This window comes from Enterobacter cloacae complex sp. 402C9, assembly GCF_050030745.1.
Taxonomy (GTDB): Bacteria; Pseudomonadota; Gammaproteobacteria; order Enterobacterales; family Enterobacteriaceae; genus Enterobacter; species Enterobacter intestinihominis.
This window is the reverse complement of record NZ_JBLGUW010000001.1, coordinates 3,925,366-3,946,735: the sequence shown is the minus strand read 5'-3', so window position 1 is coordinate 3,946,735 and position 21,370 is coordinate 3,925,366. Positions and strand designations below refer to the sequence as shown.

The window sequence follows — 21,370 nt, the reverse complement described above, 5'->3', positions numbered from 1 at the left end:
TTTTTGGCCAATTACAGGACTGAGATGAAAAAGATAGTCATTATTGCTTCCCCGGGATGCCTTGCTTCAGGCTATACCGGGCTGGCTGATATGTTCTCTCTTGCCGGAAGAGCCATATCAGCTGCTCGCAAGGAGCCGTCACCCTTTAATATCATGACAGCAAGTCCGGACGGGCGGCCTGTGACCGACGGAAGCGGGCGGTTACTGACCGCCGATGCGGCACTGGCAGATATCAAATCATGCGATGCGGTTCTGATCCCCGGGTTTGTACCCGATGCATCAAACACACCGCCACAGCTCGGTAAGCTGGGCAGCATAGCGTCATGGATACGGCAACAGTACGTGCATGGCGCGCTGGCTTGTGGCTCGTGCAGCGGAGTGTTTATGCTGGGCGAGGCGGGGCTGCTCAACGGCAGAAAATGTACGACAACCTGGTGGCTGTACGATGAGCTCAAGCGCCGTTATCCCCGGGCAAACGCCATCTGGGGCAATGCTTTGACTGAGGATAACCGTATAGTTACGGCTGGCGGGCCGCTTTCATGGATTGATGTGGCCTTACACGTTGTGCGTCAGCTTGAGGGGACGGAGGCTGCGCGCATTGCAGCAGAATTTGCTGTAGTGGATACAACGCCTCTCGCAAGGGCTGTTTATATGCCCACCGCGCACCTCAGCCGGCCGGACAGTATTCTGCCCGGTGCAGAATTTTTTATAAGGCAGGAAGCATCAACGCTGCTTACCACAAGAGAGCTGTGCCGGCGCCTTGCCATTTCGGAGCGAACCTTTCACAGGCGTATAAAGGCGGAAACAGGCGAGTCACCGAAACAGTTTATCGACAGGATCAGGTGTGAAATGGCAAGGCTGGCACTTGAAACATCCGCTAAAACCATAAAGCAGATCGCAGCTGATGCAGGTTACGCGGATGAGGGCAGTTTCAGGAGGGTCTTCAGCCGGATGACCGGTATGAATCCGGCATTATACCGCCGTTGGGTGAAAGACCGTACCCGGGAATAATGCACAGTTGGACCGGGAGGTGTCCGCGCGGAATTGTGGGACGCCCTGACAGCACAGTGCTGCCTGGGCCGTGCTGTGTTAACTACTGAGGTCTTTTCCGTTCGTGGCGATGACTTTTTTATACCAGTGGAAGCTTTTCTTACGGGAGCGTTTTAGTGTTCCGTTCCCCATATCATCCTGGTCAACATGTATAAATCCGTACCGTTTGGACATCTGAGACGTGCTTGCGCTGATCATGTCTATAGGTGTAGCGACCTGCATTTGAAATAGGTACGACCTGCATTTACCGCTGATTATCAGCTCACATTAGCTGCAACCAGCGCAGCTCTCAAACCCACAATACCTGCAAATGAGCCTGCATTTATCCCTGTCGACCTGCATTCCATTTTCACAAACCCACATTAACTGAAAACACGTCAGGCATCCCAACGATATATCTGATTGGTGTTAATTTTGGAATTATATAATCCACACTATGCCATTAAATGGATGACTAGTTCCTGTTATCTTCTGTCCGTCCCCAATTACATAACAGGAATACACATGAACCAGACAATGACTGCTCTCGTACTCGAAAATTTCGGTGATGATAAATTTGCCCGTAAAGAACTCCCGGTGCCACAACCACAGGCTGGTCAGGTTCTGGTGCGTGTTCATGCCAGCGGTGTAAACCCGATTGATTATAAAATTCGTCTTGGAGAGGCTCCGTACGCCATGCCTCAGCTCCCTGCTGTGCAGGGTACTGATATGGCAGGGGAAGTGGTTGCTGTCGGTGAAGGCGTAACCCAGTTCCGTGTTGGAGATGAAGTCTACGGCCTGACCGATGGCGTTCGCGGCCTTCAGGGTTCACTGGCTGAGTTCATTGCTGCAGATGCAGACCTGCTTGCCATCAAACCACGTAACCTTTCCATGCGTGAAGCCGCAGCTCTGCCGTTAACGTTCCTCACGGCATGGTCTGGCCTTGTTGATAATGCCAATGTACAGGCTGGTCAACATGTGCTGGTACAGGGTGGCGCCGGTGGCGTAGGTAACATGGTTGTCCAGCTGGCAAATGCACTCGGTGCAAAAGTTGCTGCAACCGGATGTACGGCAAATCAGGAGCTGATTACAACGCTGGGCGCATTCCCGCTGGATTACACAAAGGTTTCCACGCAGGACATCATTGAGCAATGCACCGATGGTGAAGGCTTTGATATCGTTTACGATACGGTTGGTGGCCCTGTCCTCGACGCCTCACTTTCCATGACGCGCTATTACGGCCATATCACCAGCTGTGCTGCATTTGGTGACCATAACCTGGCTACGTCATCGCTGCGTTGTGCAACCCTGTCGGGTGTCTTTATTCTGCTGCCAATGCTCACAGGTGAACGTCGTGCTCATCACGGTGAAGTTCTGAAAACCGCCACCCGTCTGGTTGAAGAAGGCAAAATTCGTCCGGTCGTTGATGCTCGTCATTTCTCACTAGACCAGGCCATTGATGCCCACCACGCAGTTCAGGATGGTTCAGCTTCCATCAAGGTTGTGATTGATGTCATTTAACGGCCTGATGGCGAGAACCTGGCGCTTTAACTGCACCGGAGAAGCCGACGTCCTTGAACTCGAAAACCTGCCTGTTGCCTTACCGGCAGCAGGTGAGGTGCTGATTCAGATGAAAGCTATCGGTCTTAACCGGGCAGACACCATGTTCAGACGGGGTACTTATATCGAGAAGGCCGTATTTCCCTCTCGCCTTGGTTACGAAGGTGCTGGCGTGGTGCTGGCTACGGGCGAAGGTGTTAAGCAGTTCTCTCCTGGAGATAATGTTTCAGTGTTGCCTTCTGACAGCCTGGCGCGTTTTGGCACTTGCGCAGATAAGCTGCTGATCCCTGAAAGCTATCTGGTGCATAAACCTGACAGTCTGAGCTGGGAAGAAGCCTCATCAGTATGGATGCAATACCTTACCGCCTGGGGTGGGATCGTGCATGCCGGGGAATTGACAAAGGGTGCGTCCGTACTGGTCACTGCTGCATCAAGCAGTGTTGGCCTGGCTGCGGTTCAGATTGCAGAAGCTGCCGGAGCCAGAGTGATTGCCAGCACCCTGACGGTGGAGAAAAAGGAACGTCTGCTTGCCTTAGGTGTGAAAGATGTCATTGCCAGTGAAGATGAACCTGACCTCTATCAGGCGATTGTTTCGCGGTTGGGGGGTGAGCATCTTGATATCGTGTTTGATGCTGTTGGTGGACCTCAGATTGAACATATCGCACAGGCCATGTCCGCAAAAGGACGTATGGTCATGCATGGTGCGCTGAGTCCTGATGTAACGCCTTTTCCTCTGCGACTGGCATTACGCAAGAGTCTCACTATGCGGGGCTTCCTCTTTTTGGAAGTGTTGAATGATCCAGCCATTCGGGAAAAAGCAAAGCGTTTTATCCTGAGCTGCATGGGGGCCGGTTTTCTGAAGCCACAGATAGATAAATGCTTTAAATTTGAAGAGCTGCGGGAAGCACACCAGTATCTCGAATCAAATCAACAAATCGGAAAGATCATTGTCAGGGTTGATCCTGTCTGAATAAACCTGACCCCTTTTCGGGTCAGGTTTCCAGTTCACCCAGCACGTCTACAAGATAGTCAAACAGCGCTCTGATCCTCAATGGCGTTGGCCCACGCTGAGGGCGGTAAAGGTACAACCGCCAGACGGGTGACGTCTCCTCGGTGAGTATCTGAATAAGCTTGCCACTTTTAAGCCACGGCAGAACTAAAAATCCCGGCATATGCCCAAATCCAACACCGGCCAGAATAGCCTGGAACTCAGCCTCAAGATCATCGGCAATAAAGCGAGGTTTCGACGGGATGAAGCTGCGGCTTTCGGTAAATGTCCAGGGCCAATAGCGACCCGTCTTATGATCAAACAATGCCGTCAGAGGATAGGAATCCAGCTCAGCGATGCTGGCAGGCATTCCAACCTTATCAATCAGCTCAGGTGTACCGACAGGGTAAAAATGAATCTTTGCCAGTTCGCGCGCCACATACCGGTTGTCAGGCAAAAATCCAAAACGGATACCTATATCGATACGTTCATCGATAACATCGCTGTGCGAGTCGGTCAGCACACAGTCCACCACGATATCCGGGTACTGACGCGCAAATTCAGCCAGTGCAGGAACAACCAGTTTTCGGCCTAATACCGAAGACACAGTTAATCTCACCGTTCCCCCCATTTCATCAGTTTTATCCTTAACGCCTTTTGCTAACAGCAAATCAAGAGAGTCAACCGCCTGGCGCGCCTGTTTTGCAAGACGTTCTCCATCTGCAGTTATCTTTATTTGTCGGGTACTCCGGTAAAATAAAATTTCTCCTCGCTGCTCTTCAAGTTCCTTTACTGCCCGGGTTACTGCCTGGGGTGATATCCCCAGTAGCATCGCCGCTTCCTTAAAATTTCGTGATTCGGCAGCCATGCAAAAAATACGCAGCATCTCCAGCTTGTTTTGCATCGTAGCAGCTCCTTGAAGTTTCATGGTTCCATATTTAGGAATTCTGAAAGGTATTAATTTCCATTTATTATGCCACTTTGCGCTGCGATACTTAACCCCGTTCAGAAAGTAATCATTCATTTCAGAGGCTAATACGATGAATAATATCGATAAAAAGGTTGTCGTCATTACAGGTGCGAGCAGTGGACTGGGTGAAGCTACAGCCCTGAACCTGGCAAAAAAAGGCGCTATTCTGGTGTTGTCTGCTCGCCGCAAGGAGCGTCTCGACCAGCTGGCTGCCCGGATTATTGCTGATGGTGGCCAGGCTATTGCTGTTGAAGCTGATGTGACGCGTAAAGCAGATGTCCAGAATATTATCGACAAAGCCATTGAAGCTTTTGGCCGTGTTGACGTGATGGTGAATAACGCGGGTCTGATGTCGATAGCTCCACTCAGTCTTGCCAAAACCGACGAGTGGGATCGCATGATTGATATCAACATCAAAGGCGTTCTTTATGGTATTGCGGCAGCCCTTCCTGTTTTTGAAAAGCAGCAATCCGGTCATTTCATTAATCTGGCGTCGGTTGCAGGTATCAAGGTATTCAGCCCTGGCGGCACGGTGTATAGCGGAACCAAATTCGCGGTGAAGGCTATCTCTGAGGGTCTGCGTCATGAAGTGGGTGCGCATATTCGCACGACCACTATCTGTCCCGGAGCCATCGACAGTGAGCTGAAGCTGGGGAGTTCTGACCAGGATAGTTCAAACTTCGTCATCGACTTCTATAAACAAGCTATTCCTGCCGATTCGGTAGCAAGAGCGATTGCCTATGCCATCGAGCAACCTGCCGATGTTGATATCAACGAAATTGTTTTGCGCCCAACTAGTCAGGAATTCTAATTCCCCAAATCTGTAGCCACTCAGTGGTCATTTCCTGAATATTTATGTCATACCAGCCACTTCCGTGGATGAGCGGAAGTGGTCTGGTATGCATGTCATCATGATGTAACGAGTTTATTCCATGTTTTCAGCTAAACGTATTGTGTTAATTTCTGTTCTGGCTTTTATGAGTGCAAATGCCTTTGCTAAAACGGTCAGCGTGACTGATTCGCCGCTTGAAGGTGCAGAGGCAAAAGTGGCTCAACAGGCAGTCAGTGAAAATGCATCCTATAAAATCGTCAGTGCCTTGTATAAAAACCGCGTATACATGACAGCAGAACTCAGCAAGTAAATTCCTGAACTGAATCGCCACAGGTTTAACAGACACCTCAGAGTCATTTAAGATGACTTAAAGAGAGGTGCCCATGAGCGGTAAGCGTTATCCTGAAGAGTTTAAAATTGAAGCAGTCAAACAGGTTGTTGATCGTGGTTATTCTGTTTCCAGCGTTGCAACACGTCTCGATATCACCACCCACAGCCTTTACGCCTGGATAAAGAAGTACGGTCCGGATTCCTCCACTCATAAAGAACAGTCAGATGCTCAGGCCGAGATCCGCCGTCTCCAGAAAGAGCTGAAGCGGGTTACTGACGAACGGGACATATTAAAAAAAGCCGCGGCGTATTTCGCAAAACTGTCCGACTGAGGTACGCCTTTATCCGTGACAACGCCCGTTGCTGGCCTGCTCGCCTGCTCTGTCGGGTGCTGGATGTTCATCCCAGTGGCTTTTACGCATGGCTTCAGCAGCCGCATTCACAACGCCATCGGGCAGACCTGAGACTGACAGGACAGATTAAACAGTTCTGGCTGGAATCGGGATGCGTCTATGGTTATCGCAAGATCCATCTGGATCTGCGGGACAGCGGGCAACAGTGCGGAGTCAACAGAGTCTGGCGACTGATGAAACGTGTCGGGATAAAGGCTCAGGTCGGATACCGGAGCCCGCGGGCACGTAAAGGCGAGGCCAGTATTGTGTCGCCCAACAGGCTCCAGCGACAGTTCAATCCGGATGCTCCGGATGAGCGTTGGGTAACCGACATAACCTATATCAGGACCCACGAAGGCTGGCTGTATCTTGCTGTGGTTGTTGATCTGTTCTCACGCAAAATTATCGGCTGGCCCATGCAATCCCGGATGACAAAGGACATTGTCCCGAACGCACTGCTGATGGCTGTATAGCGGCGTAATCCCCAAAAACAGGTGCTGGTTCATTCGGATCAGTGCAGTCAGTACACAAGCCATGAGTGGCAGTCGTTCCTGAAATCACACGGACTGGAGGGCAGCATGAGCCGTCGCGGTAACTGCCACGATAATGCGGTTGCAGAAAGCTGTTTCCAGTTGTTGAAACGCGAACGGATAAAGAAAAAGATCTACGGAACGCGGGAGGAAGCCCGCAGCGATATTTTTGATTACATCGAAATGTTTTATAACAGTAAGCGTCGGCATGGTTCTAGCGATCAGATGTGACCGACAGAATATGAAAACCAGTATTATCAACGGCTCGGAAGTGTCTAGATTATCCGTGGCTATTCACCGGGGCAAACAGGCCGATCAGGAACGACATAAGAAAGTTCTGTATTACCGACAGGTCAAGAAACTGAGCATAAGAGAAACTGCTGAAGCCACCAGTTACAGTACATCTCAGGTCTGCAGGGTTCAGGCCCTGTTCAGGCCTGAAAATTAAGCACATTTTCTGAGGCTGGAAATCAACTCATGCTGACAGCCTGAGCCTGTTGGCATGGTAAGCAATGTGCTCACCAATAAAGCTGGAAATGAAATAATAGCTGTGGTCGTATCCAGTATGATATCGGAACGACGCATTGAGGTTCATCTCATTGCATACTCTCTCAAGGATTTTGGTGCGCAGTTGCTCTTCATAAAAGGCGTCACTCAGCCCCTGATCAATGAAGATTTCTGGTAATTTTTCACCCTGTAAAATGAGGCTGACTGGATCGTAGGCTTCCCACGTTTTTCTGTTTTCACCCAGGTAAGCGCTAAATGCCTGTTGCCCCCATGGCACCTGAGAAGGCGATACTATCGGGGAAAATGCTGATACGCTCACATATTCACCAGGATTTCGCAGAGCCAGCACCAGAGCACCCAGCCCTCCCATAGAATGACCGGATATAGATTTTCTTGCCGTTGCAGGAAAATGATTCATGACGACATCCGGAAGCTCTCTGAGAATATAGTCATACATCCTGTAATGAACATTCCACGGCTGTTCCGTCGCGTTCAGATAAAAACCGGCCCCCTGGCCAAGATCGTAACTGTCGGCATCCGGGACATTATTACCCCGGGGACTGGTATCCGGGACAACAACGATGACGTTATGCCGGGCTGCATAATGCTGCATACCTGATTTGGTGATGAAATTCTGCTCAGTACAGGTCAGGCCCGACAACCAGTATAGTACCGGCAGTTTTTCTGTTACTGCTTTGGGAGGAAGATACACACCGAAATTCATTTCACAATTAAGGGATTGTGAATAATGCCGGTACACGTTTTGCCAGCCGCCAGAGCTGGCATGCTGCTCAATGAGTTCCATCAGCCGTTATCTCATGGTTATTTCCCCTGACCGAAGCCAGGGGAAGTATCTTTAAATCCGGACGTCAGATAAACGTATACGCCGTGATTTTGTTACCCGCCGGATCCCGCAGGTAGGCAGCATAGGCCCCGGGAAGGTGACCACGCGGGCCAGGTTGACCTTCATCAGCTCCACCGGCGGCAAGGCCGGCAGCATGGAAAGCATCAACCTCTTCCGGGGTGGCAGCAGCGAAGCCGACAGTCACCCCGTTAGCGGAAGGTGCTTCACCGTTGCCCGGACGGGCAATGATAAATGCCGGCTTTTCGCGGCCATAGAGTACCCAGCCGTTGCCAAACGGGCCGAGGTTATTGATACCAAGCGTGCCCAGGACGACATCGTAAAATGCGGAGGATTTCTCGACATCGGCTGCGCCAATGAACACATGAGAAAAGATGCCGTCACCAGAAATTACCGGAGTTGTCATTTTCCACTTCCTTCAGTTTGAGTTGATTAAAATTCTGATGGGATCAGTAATGAATCACTGTCCGGATAGATTTGCCTTCATGCATAAGCTCGAAGGCGTCATTGATTTCATCCAGTGTCATCGTATGGGTTACAAATGGCTCAAGGTCAATATCCCCCTTCATGGCATCCTCGACCATACCGGGGAGCTGAGTGCGGCCTTTTACTCCGCCAAACGCGGAACCTTTCCATACGCGCCCGGTGACCAGCTGGAAAGGACGGGTGGAAATCTCCTGTCCGGCCCCTGCGACACCAATGACAACGGACTGCCCCCACCCACGGTGAGCACTTTCCAGCGCTGCACGCATGACGTTAACGTTACCGATACATTCAAAGGTATGGTCAATACCCCACTTGTTGATATCCAGCAGAACATCTTTAATCGGTTTGTCATAATCATTCGGGTTAATGCAGTCAGTGGCCCCGAACTGACGGGCCAGGTCAAATTTTGTCGGATTAGTATCGATAGCGATAATACGTCCCGCTTTTGCCTGACGGGCCCCCTGTACCGCAGCCAGACCAATTGCCCCCAGACCAAAAATGGCAACTGAATCGCCCGGCTGCACTTTAGCCGTGTTATGGACGGCGCCAATACCGGTAGTCACGCCACAACCCAACAGGCAGACGTGTTCATGGTTCGCCTCCGGGTTAATTTTTGCCAGAGAAACCTCGGCCACAACGGTGTATTCACTGAATGTGGAACATCCCATGTAGTGGTAAAGAGGCTGACCGTTGTATGAAAAGCGAGTGGTCCCGTCAGGCATCAGTCCTTTGCCCTGAGTCTCGCGAACCGATACACAGAGGTTCGTTTTACCGGACTGGCAGAATTCACACTCCCCGCATTCAGCGGTGTAGAGCGGAATAACATGGTCACCCGGCTTCACACTGGTGACGCCTTCACCAACTTCAACGACGATACCGGCTCCCTCGTGGCCGAGAACCACCGGGAAAACGCCCTCAGGGTCATTCCCTGAGAGGGTAAAGGCATCGGTATGGCAGACACCTGTGTGGGTGTTTTTAATCAGCACCTCGCCTTTTTTAGGCGGAGCAACATCAATTTCAACAATCTCCAGGGGCTTCCCTGGTGCAAATGCAACAGCGGCACGTGATTTCATACGTAATATATCCTCAATGTAATAATGGCCTCACCTATTTAAGATAGGCACGAACCAGCTCAATCGTATCGTCAACTGATTTACTGACTTCATGACTGTAGCTGTCATTCTGGTCAAAGGTTTCCCGTATGTGGCTCTCCAGCACCTCTGCCATCAGTCCGTTAGCGGCGCCCCGGACGGCGGCGATTTGCTGGAGAACGGAACGGCATTCAGCGCCACTTTCAAGTGCTCTTTCCAGAGCATCAATCTGACCCCGGATACGGCGAACCCGGGTTAGGACCTTTTTTTTCTCTTCAGGAGTACTGGGCATTGCTTACCTCACTGCTCTGTATTTCTTATACTATAGGGGAGTATTACATTAAGATCAACACATACCCCACTATAGTATAATAAATATATCAGAGCACCGGTAATGACTCCAACTTACTGATAGTGTTTTATGTTCAGATAATGCCCGATGACTTTGTCATGCAGCTCCACCGATTTTGAGAACGACAGTGACTTCCTGCCCAGCCTTGCCAGATGCTGCCTCAGATTCAGGTTATGCCGCTCAATGCGCTGCGTATATCGCTTGCTGATAACGTGCAGTTCTCCCTTCAGGCGTGATTCATAAAGCGGCCAGCCATCCGTCATCCATACCACGACCTCAAAGGCCGACAGCAGGCCCAGAAGACGCTCCAGCGTGACCAACGTGCGTTCACCGAATACGTGCGCCACAACCGTCCTCCGTATCCTGTCATACGCGTAAAACAACCAGCGCTGGCGTGATTTAGCGCCGACGTAACCCCACTGTTCGTCCATTTCCGCGCAAACAATGACGTCACTGCCCGGTTGTATGCGTGAGTTTACCGACTGCGGCCTGAGTTTTTTAAGTGTCGTAAAATCGTGTTGAGGCCAACGCCCATAATGCGTGCACTGGCGCGACATCCGACGCCATTCATGGCCATATCAATAATTTTCTGGTGTGTACCGGGCTGAGAGACGGTGTAAGTGAACTGTAGCTGCCATGTTTTACGGCAGTGAGAGCAGAGATAGCGCTGATGTCCGGCAGTACTTTTACCGTTACGCACCACGCCTTCAGTAGCTGAACAGGAGGGACAGCTGATAGAAACAGAAGCCACTGGAGCACCTCAAAAACACCATCATACACTAAATCAGTAAGTTGGCACCCTTACCCTGTATAGGTACTCTCTGTTTTTCGTGGCCTGCCTCGCCCACGAATTTCGCCAGTCATGACTTTGCTCCTGCATTTTATTAACGGAAAAGAATAAGTGATTTTGCGCGGAGGCTTCAATCAGTTTATCCCCGGCGGTGACGAGGTGGCCACCTATGCCGACTGGACAGGGGACTGACTATTGCCATAACGCCATCGCAGGTTGCTTCAGTAAACCTGCTAATCCCGTACAATGGCGAATTCGCTATATCCGCTTCTCGCACTTAGCTGCCATAAATCGGCCAGGCAATCACAGGTCATTTCTGTCTCGCAAAGAAGGTGCCGTTTCTGCTTTGCGTTGACACCCCTAAATATTAGAATTAAAAGGAGAGAGTTACTGGAAAAAGGCAGCGGAGGCAGTGACAATCGTGGCTTGAAGCCACTACTCGATGGATGCGGACATGTAGTTGGCGTCATTCGACAAAACTAGCAAACTTCTAATAGTCACCATTTCTCCCGTCTGGCGGGAGTGCTGTCAAATGCCCCCCTCATCTCTGTGTGGGAAATGAAGGGTGAAGGGGAAATAGATGACAGCGTTATTTCTACGCCCAGAATACTGAATACCTTGTACAGACGATCAATACTGGCGCTAGCAGGGTTTGCTTCCAGGCGGGCATAGGTTTGCTGCGTTACGCCAAGCCTCTCAGACACATCTTTTTGCGTGAAGCCCTTGATTTTGCGAAACCCGATTAGCACAGGTCTGAGCTGGTTCAGCGTTTTTATCGGGAACTGATTATTCATAAGTGACCTGCCTCGCAGACTGAGTAGGGAGTACCGCCCTGTAATACAGCAGGTAAGGTGTATTTTGTGTTATACAGACTATAGGCTGTAAAACCTTTATTGAAAAGATGCTGATGTTCCAGGGGCATGCCGAGCATGGACGATTTTCTGCGGGGCGGTATTTCGCTACGGGGGAGATTGCGTTCGGGCAATGTACCGGTGTAAAAAACGTCAATTTTTCAAAACCGCTGTTATCGGGATAAGCTGAAAACTCCGAAGGCAGACACAGCCACGAATAATGTCAGACTTAAACTCTGTAGCTGTCTTCTTTTGCCTGTAAATAACGTCTAGTTTGACTCTGATGAAGGCTGTACCAGGCAGAGAACATGTCACTCTCGGGGCCGGATGATAAAATGTGTTCAACTGGCTGGGCAGGGTAATAGCGAAGAACGTTCTCTGAAATTCGATTCAGCTCAGCGTAACGTGCGCTGTAGGTATGTATAATCCATTGCATCAATTTTGCATCCGTATTATTCGCAGATTACACACAAGAAGCTTAACAATGGCTGAAAGAGTGAGCAGGGATATGTAACAAAAACAAGGGCTTCAAGATGAACTGGATAAAACCGGAGCAGAGCAAGCCCTGTTCCGGTTTGTCAGGCTTTGGAATTTCTTCCAGGCCCCTGCAGCTAGTCACAACAAACACATTAATGTTTTCATTGCTTCAATTCAATATTATTGTGTGAAAGGGATTCCATCGAAATCGGCTTATGCATGCTTAAAACTAAACTGCCCCGGCTGCAGTCATTTGGTTGCTGTGGGCTCTGTACTGTGTCTAATAGTGAAAGAATCTTACGTTATAACGAAGGAAATTGCTGAATGACTCTACGATTGCAGACGGAATCACCCGCTGACCAGGATATGTTTAGAGGCAGCAGTCATGAAAAAGTTGCAGAGAATGTGGCTCAGATCATCAGGACACCTGATGTCAATATTATTGGTCTGGAAGGTGAGCTGGGTTCAGGTAAGTCAACAATATTGAAGTTCCTGCAGAAAAAGCTTAAAGATGATTTTACGTTCATTAACTTTGATGCAGAACGTTACCATCATGGCTCAACTAAAAAAGCGCTTATCGATGTCATCCACCACGGGGTCAGCCTACAATGTCCGGGCTCCCGGGATGTGTTGGATAAGTATAAAAATCTGGCTCTGGGTAACATCGTTGAATACGACAAGAGGGTCAGCAGCAGGCTAAGCTGGTTGACCGTCGTTTTTATTTTACTGTCATTGCTTTCCGTGCAGATGCTTCGTTATGTGCTAACAGACCTTAATCAATATTTTACTAACAAGGAGTCATTATTAGGGTGGCTTTTTTATGTTGAGGTGGCCGCGTTTCTTTCTCCTGCCATTATGGTCGCAGGACTGGCATGCCTGCAGAACATGGAATGGTACAGAAAGAAAGGGTATTCGAGTATTGGTGATTTGTTCAAACGCAACAGTACTGACAGGATTGAAGAGACTTGGCTAGTTAATAAGGAGGTCGGAGCTATTGAGCTGGCTGAAGCTCTGCAGGGATTTACCTCCAAAGAGGTCATTTCCCATGGAGATCGCTTCATCCTTATCATTGATAATCTGGACCGAATCAGTGCAGACAAAGTGAAAGAGCTCTGGAGTGATATGGAGCTTATTGCCGGAGCCACTCATGAACACTTCAGGATAGTGGTGCCCTATTCGGCAAGACAGGTTTCAGCCTCACTTTCTGTGGCGGGTTTCAGCGGGCGTGAGTTTATTGCAAAGCGGATTCCTGTAAGTTTTCAGGTTCCTCCTCTTATTTCGGCAGGATGGCAGGAAGCGTTAAGGCAGTACTGGAAAGAAACAGTAAATGAGGATGCAGGGATAGCGTGCCGGGAAGCAACGGTGTTGCTTGAGCGCTGGAAACCCTCTGAGTATCCTCGTATCACACCGCGATTAATGAAGAAGTTTGTTAATGATATTCATATTCTGAACCTTACCGTTCCTGCAACAGAAGATCATCGCCATATTCTTATTGCTCTCTACTTACTGGTGGTCAGATACGGGGAGCGAGATATTAAAGTATTACTTCGCGATCCCAAAGCTAGTCAGACCGAACCCGGTATTGCTCCGGATGATTTTGACGAGATGCTCTCGCTAACTTATCAACAAATATCCCGAATTTTTAATAACGATACAGAAAGATGGAGCGAATTTCTGATGAGCATCCACTATCAGTCCACGGTGGAGCTTGCCAGGAGCGAGTTGCTTGATACGCCTCTTAAAGACGCGATTGGTGCTATAAATATCCCACGGCTTGAAGAACTGACGGCCTTGTGGGGTTTCGCTGAAGCATGGCAGCGAGTGGCACCACATATTCAGATGCGAGACTGGCTGGTTTCTTATAGCCGGATGGATGAGAAGTGTCAGGCTCTCGCCGAACCGCAACTCAAAGTCGCAGTGCAAATGCTGAATCAGAGTTATGCTGTTTCACTCAGAGAAAAGAATGATGAAGGTTTCGTATTAAGTCTGCAGAAACTGATGGCTGACGGGCGGATAAGCCTAGAGCCTTTCGTCGAAAGGCAAATATCGTTTATTGTGAGTAAACTTGATGAAATTCAGGATTCAGAAAAATTGGAGGCTGAATCCACGCAGACGTTGCTGCAGGAAGCTGATTCATACTCTGTTCTGGCCGGTGAATCACTACTGAATAAAATGGAGAATTTTGTAGATGGCGTATTTTATGTGGAATACCTTGTCAATAATGAAGAGACCTTGTCAAACCTGAAAATTGGCACACTAGATATCGGAAATCACGGTCGGGAGGAGATGTTACGCTATGGAGCTGAGCAACCTCAGATAGACCTTTTTAATCCGGGAATTATCCGGCATATCAATATTGCATCGAAGGCGGTACAGAACGTAATTGGAAAGAATGATGGTACAGGTGGGGCTCAGGTTAGCTCTGCAATAATGACGCTTAAAAATCGTCAGGTTGTTGAGGACGTTATCCATTTCAGAAAAATTGTTCTGAGCCCGGACTGGAATAATAATGTTTTAAATCAATATTATCTTAATAATACGGCGACGAGGAATCTCTTCCCTGCGGAATTTGCTGCACAGGCTGTTGCTCACATGGTGCTCCATGGTAACTATGCCGGTATCGAGTCGTACAGTGAACATATTGGTGAGGAACGGTTTGACCTGGCTTTGGCTGCATATCTTCGTTATCTACGTACTGCCGAGAGTATCTTTATAGCACTTAAGGATAAAAATGTTCTGCCGTACATCAAAAATGCTGTTGGCAGGATTGTTGATTTAGGTCTTCTGGTGAATATACCTGTCCTGAGCTTTGTTAAAGGTCAGTATGACGTCATCAAAGAAGCTACAAATGCAACCTCTCTTTTAATATTTGTGCGAGAGCGTCAAAAAGCACTGTCAGAGAAAATAATTGAGTCTGATGTGAATGCTATGGGTCCAGTATTTCTCCATGACGTATATCAGTCAGGTGAGCAGTTTGATATTTTGAAGAAAAAGCTGAACGCCCTGGCATGTGGAGTATTTAGTTCTTCTGAAAGGCTTATTGAGTGTTTTACGGTTCTTCCTGTGAACATGCGCTTTATCCTTGAACAAATGCAACTTCAGGGGCAGCATATCCGGATGGAAGGTAGTGTGGGTATCTTTGCATCATGGTTCCGTGATGCAGAGCCAGACGTTGTCACAAATGCCGAGAACATTCATTTCCTGTGGTCTTGCCTCGACGATACCCAGAGAGAGACTGTACTTGATGAGTTGCACGATGTCTTACTTGAAAGACATATTCGTATTGACAGCCGTATTGCGATTATTACCCGTTTTCATAATGAGTTGTCGTTTATTGAACCTGAGAAGGCCGTTGAACGCAGGGCTATTGCGGCGCTGTTTAGCGCTTCTGTTGATAATGTATTATTGTCTCAATGGCTTGACCGTCAGACGTTTTCATTTTCATCATGGTCTCCGGAGGACGCCCGTACGGCAACGAGTTGTATAATGAATAACTCGGAGATTTTTCCTCTCATCTGCAGGAATTCACAGTATATTAAAAACAGAATGTTACCAGAGAAAGCGGACGTTACAGAAGATAGTGATACGTTTCCGGACTGAGTTCGTTCTTTAAATCCTATACCTGAAGACCACAGCGGTGGTCTTTGGGAGTTTTTTTATTGCCTGATATACATTAAGCATGTTATATCTTGCTAAGAAATAATCATTCAGAGATTAATCATAACTACTGAAGTTATGTTGTGTTCTTTTCTTTTAAAAATAAATTATTCAGATTTATTTTCTATTGATTTAATGAGGTAGGGAATGACAGAAAGTGCTTTGCTTTTGCGAGAGGCATTTAATGAATCGGTTAACTATATGACATGGTCTTTTTATTCACTGATAACTGCTTACGTTTCGATGGCTTTTTATGATAGAGTTGAGGTTAAGACCCGAATAAATAATTATCTGAATAAGTTACTTTTCGTGATTGCTATGTCCGTTTTTATCCCAAATATGTACTTTGTTTCAATGGTGTTCAGTCAGAAGTTAGGCACCGCAGCTGGCGTTGCGTCATTCATTATTGGGCTACTTTTCATGATGTTAAACTCGGCACCTGTAATTACTGGTATCGTACAGCAGCGCAAAGATTGAGTTTTATGAGTATAGTCAGTTGGGTTTTCATCTGTTTTATCAGACTTAGAAAAATGAAATCTTTCAATTCATTGATTTTAAACGCAAAAAAATTTCTAAATGATCAGAATTATAGGGTGCTCGCTCTGTTCGATCACCGAACACGAAGGTCGTATTATTCAGAGCCGTTCCGAAGAGTCGATTGTTAACGAGATCGAAGCGATTCGCGACACGGTCCCGGGCTTTACCGGCGTAATCTCCGATCTGGGTGGTCCAACGGCTAACATGTACATGCTGCGTTGCAAATCGCCGCGTGCTGAGCAGACCTGTCGTCGTCTCTCCTGCGTCTATCCGAGCATTTGCGAGCATATGGACACCAACCACGAGCCGACGATCAACCTTTACCGTCGCGCCCGTGACCTGAAAGGCATCAAGAAGATCCTGATCGCCTCCGGCGTGCGTTACGACATTGCGGTGGAAGATCCGCGCTACATCAAAGAGCTGGCGACGCACCACGTTGGCGGTTATCTGAAGATCGCCCCGGAGCACACCGAAGAGGGCCCGCTGTCCAAAATGATGAAGCCGGGCATGGGCAGCTATGACCGCTTTAAACAGCTGTTTGATACCTTTTCAAAACAGGCGGGGAAAGAGCAGTATCTGATCCCATACTTCATCTCCGCGCACCCCGGCACCCGTGATGAAGACATGGTGAACCTGGCGCTGTGGCTGAAGCAGCGTCGATTCCGTCTGGATCAGGTGCAGAACTTCTACCCGTCGCCGCTCGCTAACTCGACGACCATGTATTACACCGGCAAAAACCCGCTAAGTAAGATTGGCTATAAGAGTGAAGACGTGGTGGTGCCGAAAGGGGATAAACAGCGCCGTCTGCACAAAGCGCTGCTGCGCTATCACGACCCGAAAAACTGGCCGCTGATCCGTCAGGCGCTGGAAGAGATGGGGAAAAAGCACCTGATCGGCTCGCGTCGTGATTGCCTGGTGCCTGCGCCAACGCTGGAAGAGATGCGCGAAGCGCGCCGCCAGAACCGCAATACGCGCCCGGCGCTGACCAAGCACACGCCAATTGTGCATCAGCGTTCGAACGGTGGGGCTTCGGGGACGAAAAAAACGGGAAAACGTAAGATCGGATAACGATGATGCCCTCACCCCGGCCCTCTCCCACAGGGAGAGGGTGGAAAGCATTCCCTCTCCCTGTGGGAGAGGGTTAGGGTGAGGGGAAACTACCCGCCAAACTGATCCGGGTCCGGCCCAAGCCGCTTGCCCTGATCCAGCTTCGCAATCTCACCCAGCTCGTCTTTATCCAGGCGGAAATCCCAGACGTCGAAGTTCTCGGCGATACGCGATGGCGTGACCGATTTCGGGATCACCACCAGACCGCTATCCAAATGCCAGCGAATGACGATCTGCGCCGGCGTTTTGCCGTACTTATCCGCCAGTTCACGAATGATTTTCTGGTCAAACACCCCTTCGCCGCCCTGAGCCAGCGGGCTCCAGGATTCGGTCTGGATCTTGTGCGTGGCGTTCCACGAATGAAGCTGGCGCTGCTGCATCAGCGGGTGTAGCTCAATCTGGTTAATCACCGGCGCGACGCCCGTTTCATCAATCAGGCGTTGCAGGTGATGAACCTGGAAATTACAGACGCCGATGCTTTTAATCAGCCCCTCTTTTTGCAGCTCAATCATCCCTTTCCAGGCATCAACGTAATGGTCGATAGCCGGTACCGGCCAGTGCATGAGATAAAGATCGACGAAATCGAGCTGGAGTTTCTCCAGGCTCTCCTGCAACGCTTCGCGGGGACGCTTTTGATCGTCGTTCCACAGCTTGGTGGTGATGAATAACTCATCGCGGGGAATGCCAGCGCTGGCAAGCGCGGTCCCCACGCCGTCCTCGTTTTTATAGGCGGCGGCGGTATCGATGGATCGATAGCCGACTTCCAGGGCTTTATGAATGGCGGAGACGACCTCGTCGTTACCGGCTTTCCATACACCTAGCCCCAGCTGGGGCATCACGTTGCCGTCCTGTAGCTTGATTACGGTTTGGTTTGCCATTTTTCCTCCTTCAGGTGCTCATCGCCGGAGGGAACCTCCGACGATGTGATGTGCATTAAGTCTGGACGAAATGTCAAAAAACGAAAGTCAGGATCCTAAAAACGCTTAGCGTGCCGCTTCGTAAATACGACGGCTGACGTCCAGGGTGATGTCGCCGTGCTCGCCGATCTGCGTCATACCGTGTGCTTCCAGCTTCGCCAGCAGGGCAGGGATGGAGCTGCCGTCCAGGTCGTAGTCAGAGAGACGCGTTGGCACACCCAGGCTTTCAAAGAAGTGACGGGTGGCTTCAATCGCGGCATCAATACGCGCATCGTCGGAACCCTCGGTGATGTTCCAGACGCGTTCGGCGTACTGGAGCAGTTTGGCGCGTTTAGCGTCACGTTTTTCATTCCACAGCGCAGGCAGAACCACCGCCAGCGTCTGGGCGTGATCCAGGCCGTGCATCGCCGTCAGCTCGTGACCGAGCATATGGGTCGCCCAGTCCTGTGGCACGCCTGCACCGATAAGGCCATTCAGTGCCTGTGTTGCAGCCCACATCACGTTAGCACGCACGTCATAGTTTTCAGGTTCTTTCAGCGCTTTCGGACCTTCTTCAATCAGCGTCAGCAGAATGCCTTCCGCGAAACGATCCTGAATTTTGGCGTTCACCGGGTAAGTGACGTACTGCTCAACGGTGTGAACAAAGGCGTCGACCACGCCGTTCGCCACCTGACGCGCAGGCAGGGTATAGGTGTAAACCGGATCGAGGATCGCGAACACGGGCTGAACATGTTCGTTCATAAAGGCCTGCTTGTCACCGGTGGTTTTACGGGAGATGACCGCGCCTTTGTTGGACTCAGAGCCGGTGGCCGGCAGCGTCAGCACGGAGCCCATCGGGATCGCACTGCTGATGTCGCTGCCGCCCGTTTCCAGAATATGCCACGGGTCGATGCCGTCAGCGTAATGCGCTGCCGCCGCGATGAATTTGGTGCCGTCCAGCACGGAACCGCCGCCCACCGCCAGCAGGAAAGTGATCTGCTCCTCACGGGCGATTTTTACCGCGTTCATCAGCGTTTCATAAGACGGGTTAGGCTCGATACCGCCGAACTCGCGTACGTCCAGCCCTTCCAGAGCGCTGTAAACCTGATCCAGTACGCCGGTTTTTTTCACGCTGCCGCCGCCGTAGGTAATCAGGACGCGGGCGTCCGTCGGGATTTGCGCGCGCAGGTCAGCGATAGCGTCTTTACCAAACAGAATGCGGGTTGGGGTGTGAAGATTAAAGTTGTTCATGGCTTGTTCCCTGTAGTGGGTAAAAAATCGTGGTGGCGCAGAAGGCAACCTGATGCTGCACATTGTGGCGGGCAGGCGCTATCCTCTCAATGCACATTCCTGCCGATGTCTTGCCCATTTCTACAGCGCTCTGGAGAAACGGTAAGAAAATGCGCACACTGTCAGCGTCGGAAACCGTACCCGGAGTAACTGAAAATGAACCGTGATGCCATCTGCCGCCAGCTAACGTCGCAGATTAAAAGACTGATAGATAACGGAAATGATTCGGCTGAGCTGTTGCCGGATATCCGATTGCTCTACGGTACCCAGCCCGGAACGCGCACCCCGGTGATGTATCAGCCCGGCATCGTGTTTCTCTTTTCTGGCCATAAGATTGGCTATATCAATGAGCGCGTGTTCCGTTACGACACCAATGAATATCTGCTTCTGACTGTACCTTTACCCTTCGAATGTGAAACTTTCGCGACAGAGGAGGTACCGCTGGCCGGGATCCGCGTCAACGTCGACATTCTCCAGTTGCAGGAGTTGCTGATGGAGATTGGGGAGGACGAACTTTTCCGGCCGTCGATGGCGGCAAGCGGTATCAACTCCGCGACCCTATCGGAGGAAATTCTCTGCGCGATTGAACGCCTGTTAGACGTGATGGAAAGGCCTCTGGATGCGCGTATTCTCGGAAAGCAGATTATCCGAGAAATTCTTTACCATGTGCTGCTGGGACCGGGCGGCGGGGCGCTGCTGGCGCTGGTAAGCCGGCAAACGCACTTCAGCCTCATTAGTCGCGTGCTGAAGCGCATCGAGAGCCAGTACACGGAAAACCTCAGCGTTGATCAGCTGGCGGCGGAAGCCAATATGAGCGTCTCGGCGTTTCACCATAACTTTAAATCCGTCACCAGCACGTCGCCGTTGCAGTACCTCAAAACTTACCGTCTGCATAAGGCGCGGATGCTGATGATCCACGATGGCATGAAGGCCAGCGCCGCGGCGATGCGGGTCGGGTATGAAAGCGCGTCGCAGTTTAGTCGGGAGTTTAAGCGTTACTTCGGCGTCACGCCGGGGGAAGATGCGTCACGTATCAGAACCATGCAGGGAGCGTGAGGGGAAACGGAGGCCGGGTAAGCGGTAGCGCCACCCGGCTTTTATTTATGCGCTGCAATACTTTTTCTTGATCACCACCGCAATGGTCCCCACCAGCCCTGCAACCAGCAGGAAAATCGGCAGGATCATCAGGAAAGTCATTACCTGGTCTTCATGGCGCTTAACAAAGGGGATCATATTCAGCGCGTAGCCGAGCGTGGTGACCACGCCCACCCAGAGCAGAGCGCTCAGCCAGTTGAAGAACTGGAAGCGGCGGTTAGAGAGGCCTGAAATACCCGCCATGGTAGGCAACAGGGTGCGAACGAACGCCAGAAAACGCCCGGCAAGCAACGCCAGCAGGCCGTGACGGTCAAACATGCAGGTCGCGCGCTGATGATATTTATGCGGCAGCTGCGCCAGCCAGCCTTTCACCACGCGGGTGTTTCCAAGCCAGCGCCCTTGCAGGTAGCTCAGCCAACAGCCGAGACTGGCCGCAGAGGTGAGGATCACCATTGTTGGTGCGAAGTCCATCACGCCCTTGCCGATTAACGCCCCTGCGAGCAGGAGCAGGCTGTCACCGGGTAAAAATGAGGCTGGCAGTAATCCATTTTCCAGAAACAGCGTCGCGAACATCACGAAATAGACAATCCCGACGACATGTGGGTCCGCCAGCGCGGCAAAATCGTGTTGCCAGAGCGCCGTGATGATATTTTGAATAACAGCCATGGACTTTCCTGTGGAACAGCAGATATAACGCTATTGTACTCCCAATTTTGCCTGTCGGGGTTGATCGCAGGCGCA

At 50.3% G+C, this 21,370-nt stretch carries 18 protein-coding genes and 4 pseudogenes; 11 read left to right on the top strand and 11 right to left on the bottom strand.

The window, feature by feature from the left end:
• Positions 1 to 24 precede the first annotated feature (24 nt).
• A complete protein-coding gene (locus ACQG1K_RS18790) occupies positions 25 to 1,011 on the top strand; it encodes a GlxA family transcriptional regulator (protein WP_047720110.1) in 987 nt (328 codons plus the stop codon).
• A 78-nt stretch (positions 1,012 to 1,089) separates the two neighbouring features.
• On the opposite strand, the pseudogene ACQG1K_RS18785 reads toward ACQG1K_RS18790, so the two are convergent.
• Positions 1,090 to 1,257, bottom strand: a pseudogene (locus ACQG1K_RS18785) (family 1 glycosylhydrolase); the annotation flags it as partial.
• Positions 1,258 to 1,554: 297 nt separating this feature from the next.
• Between ACQG1K_RS18785 and ACQG1K_RS18780 the strand changes: the two are divergent.
• Together ACQG1K_RS18780 and ACQG1K_RS18775 are read left to right on the top strand one after the other, a co-directional pair.
• A complete protein-coding gene (locus ACQG1K_RS18780) occupies positions 1,555 to 2,550 on the top strand; it encodes a zinc-dependent alcohol dehydrogenase family protein (RefSeq protein ID WP_426721078.1) in 996 nt (331 codons plus the stop codon).
• On the top strand, positions 2,540 to 3,559 hold the full coding sequence (locus ACQG1K_RS18775) for a zinc-dependent alcohol dehydrogenase family protein (protein ID WP_032669228.1): 1,020 nt from the start codon (positions 2,540 to 2,542) through the stop codon (positions 3,557 to 3,559). The genes ACQG1K_RS18780 and ACQG1K_RS18775 overlap by 11 nt, the downstream gene beginning before the upstream one ends.
• A gap of 22 nt (positions 3,560 to 3,581) precedes the next feature.
• On the opposite strand, the gene ACQG1K_RS18770 is transcribed toward ACQG1K_RS18775, so the two are convergent.
• Positions 3,582 to 4,481: a LysR family transcriptional regulator gene (locus ACQG1K_RS18770; RefSeq protein ID WP_032669229.1), complete on the bottom strand. Its 900-nt coding sequence runs from the start codon at positions 4,479 to 4,481 to the stop codon at positions 3,582 to 3,584.
• Between the two features lie 136 nt (positions 4,482 to 4,617).
• On the opposite strand from ACQG1K_RS18770, the gene ACQG1K_RS18765 reads away from it, so the two are divergent.
• The 4 genes and pseudogenes from ACQG1K_RS18765 to ACQG1K_RS18750 form a co-directional block, all read left to right on the top strand.
• Positions 4,618 to 5,358, top strand: a complete 741-nt coding sequence (locus ACQG1K_RS18765; RefSeq protein WP_032669230.1) for an SDR family oxidoreductase — start codon at positions 4,618 to 4,620, stop codon at positions 5,356 to 5,358.
• 121 nt (positions 5,359 to 5,479) lie between these two features.
• Positions 5,480 to 5,689, top strand: coding sequence for a hypothetical protein (locus ACQG1K_RS18760; RefSeq protein WP_047720105.1), 210 nt, complete (start codon positions 5,480 to 5,482; stop codon positions 5,687 to 5,689).
• Positions 5,690 to 5,762: 73 nt separating this feature from the next.
• A pseudogene (locus ACQG1K_RS18755) lies at positions 5,763 to 6,862 on the top strand (IS3 family transposase).
• Positions 6,863 to 6,926: 64 nt separating this feature from the next.
• Positions 6,927 to 7,079, top strand: a pseudogene (locus ACQG1K_RS18750) (recombinase family protein); the annotation flags it as partial.
• A 27-nt stretch (positions 7,080 to 7,106) separates the two neighbouring features.
• Here the strand turns inward: ACQG1K_RS18750 and fghA are convergent.
• From fghA to ACQG1K_RS18720, 6 genes are all read right to left on the bottom strand, one after another.
• Entirely contained in the window at positions 7,107 to 7,943 is an 837-nt protein-coding gene (fghA, locus tag ACQG1K_RS18745) for an S-formylglutathione hydrolase (protein ID WP_012561110.1), read from the bottom strand.
• A gap of 64 nt (positions 7,944 to 8,007) precedes the next feature.
• Complete coding sequence (locus ACQG1K_RS18740) at positions 8,008 to 8,406, bottom strand: VOC family protein (RefSeq protein WP_012561111.1); 399 nt, start codon at positions 8,404 to 8,406, stop codon at positions 8,008 to 8,010.
• A gap of 43 nt (positions 8,407 to 8,449) precedes the next feature.
• Positions 8,450 to 9,559 carry an S-(hydroxymethyl)glutathione dehydrogenase gene (gene frmA / locus ACQG1K_RS18735; RefSeq protein ID WP_017384070.1) on the bottom strand — a complete coding sequence of 370 codons (1,110 nt, stop codon included), beginning with the start codon at positions 9,557 to 9,559 and terminating at the stop codon, positions 8,450 to 8,452.
• Positions 9,560 to 9,593: 34 nt separating this feature from the next.
• Positions 9,594 to 9,869, bottom strand: coding sequence for a formaldehyde-responsive transcriptional repressor FrmR (gene frmR / locus ACQG1K_RS18730; RefSeq protein WP_017384071.1), 276 nt, complete (start codon positions 9,867 to 9,869; stop codon positions 9,594 to 9,596).
• A 113-nt stretch (positions 9,870 to 9,982) separates the two neighbouring features.
• Positions 9,983 to 10,680, bottom strand: a protein-coding gene (locus ACQG1K_RS18725) for an IS1 family transposase (RefSeq protein WP_223195083.1) whose coding sequence is annotated in 2 segments (ribosomal slippage) — positions 9,983 to 10,431 and positions 10,431 to 10,680 — 699 coding nt in all. Because the reading frame shifts where the segments join, the coding sequence is not laid out codon by codon here.
• 536 nt (positions 10,681 to 11,216) lie between these two features.
• Positions 11,217 to 11,513, bottom strand: a complete 297-nt coding sequence (locus ACQG1K_RS18720; RefSeq protein ID WP_017384073.1) for a helix-turn-helix transcriptional regulator — start codon at positions 11,511 to 11,513, stop codon at positions 11,217 to 11,219.
• A gap of 858 nt (positions 11,514 to 12,371) precedes the next feature.
• Between ACQG1K_RS18720 and ACQG1K_RS18715 the strand changes: the two genes are divergently transcribed.
• The 3 genes and pseudogenes from ACQG1K_RS18715 to ACQG1K_RS18705 form a co-directional block, all read left to right on the top strand.
• Positions 12,372 to 15,647, top strand: coding sequence for a P-loop NTPase fold protein (locus tag ACQG1K_RS18715; RefSeq protein WP_023314849.1), 3,276 nt, complete (start codon positions 12,372 to 12,374; stop codon positions 15,645 to 15,647).
• A gap of 204 nt (positions 15,648 to 15,851) precedes the next feature.
• Positions 15,852 to 16,181 (top strand): hypothetical protein, encoded by a 330-nt coding sequence (locus tag ACQG1K_RS18710; RefSeq protein WP_000140246.1) that lies wholly within the window; start codon positions 15,852 to 15,854, stop codon positions 16,179 to 16,181.
• Between the two features lie 114 nt (positions 16,182 to 16,295).
• Positions 16,296 to 17,309: pseudogene (locus ACQG1K_RS18705) on the top strand (radical SAM protein); the annotation flags it as partial.
• Positions 17,310 to 17,398: 89 nt separating this feature from the next.
• Here the strand turns inward: ACQG1K_RS18705 and dkgA are convergent.
• Both dkgA and yqhD read right to left on the bottom strand, forming a co-directional pair.
• Complete coding sequence (gene dkgA, locus ACQG1K_RS18700) at positions 17,399 to 18,226, bottom strand: 2,5-didehydrogluconate reductase DkgA (RefSeq protein WP_023306942.1); 828 nt, start codon at positions 18,224 to 18,226, stop codon at positions 17,399 to 17,401.
• Between the two features lie 105 nt (positions 18,227 to 18,331).
• Positions 18,332 to 19,495 (bottom strand): alcohol dehydrogenase, encoded by a 1,164-nt coding sequence (gene yqhD / locus ACQG1K_RS18695; RefSeq protein WP_063853964.1) that lies wholly within the window; start codon positions 19,493 to 19,495, stop codon positions 18,332 to 18,334.
• A gap of 195 nt (positions 19,496 to 19,690) precedes the next feature.
• Here yqhD and ACQG1K_RS18690 point away from each other — a divergent pair, with 195 nt between their 5' ends.
• Positions 19,691 to 20,590 carry an AraC family transcriptional regulator gene (locus ACQG1K_RS18690; protein WP_017382749.1) on the top strand — a complete coding sequence of 300 codons (900 nt, stop codon included), beginning with the start codon at positions 19,691 to 19,693 and terminating at the stop codon, positions 20,588 to 20,590.
• 45 nt (positions 20,591 to 20,635) lie between these two features.
• Here the strand turns inward: ACQG1K_RS18690 and yghB are convergent, their stop codons facing one another.
• The gene (gene yghB / locus ACQG1K_RS18685) at positions 20,636 to 21,295 is read right to left on the bottom strand and encodes a DedA family general envelope maintenance protein YghB (protein WP_015571869.1); all 660 of its coding nucleotides are present in this window, start codon (positions 21,293 to 21,295) and stop codon (positions 20,636 to 20,638) included.
• Positions 21,296 to 21,370: the final 75 nt, after the last annotated feature.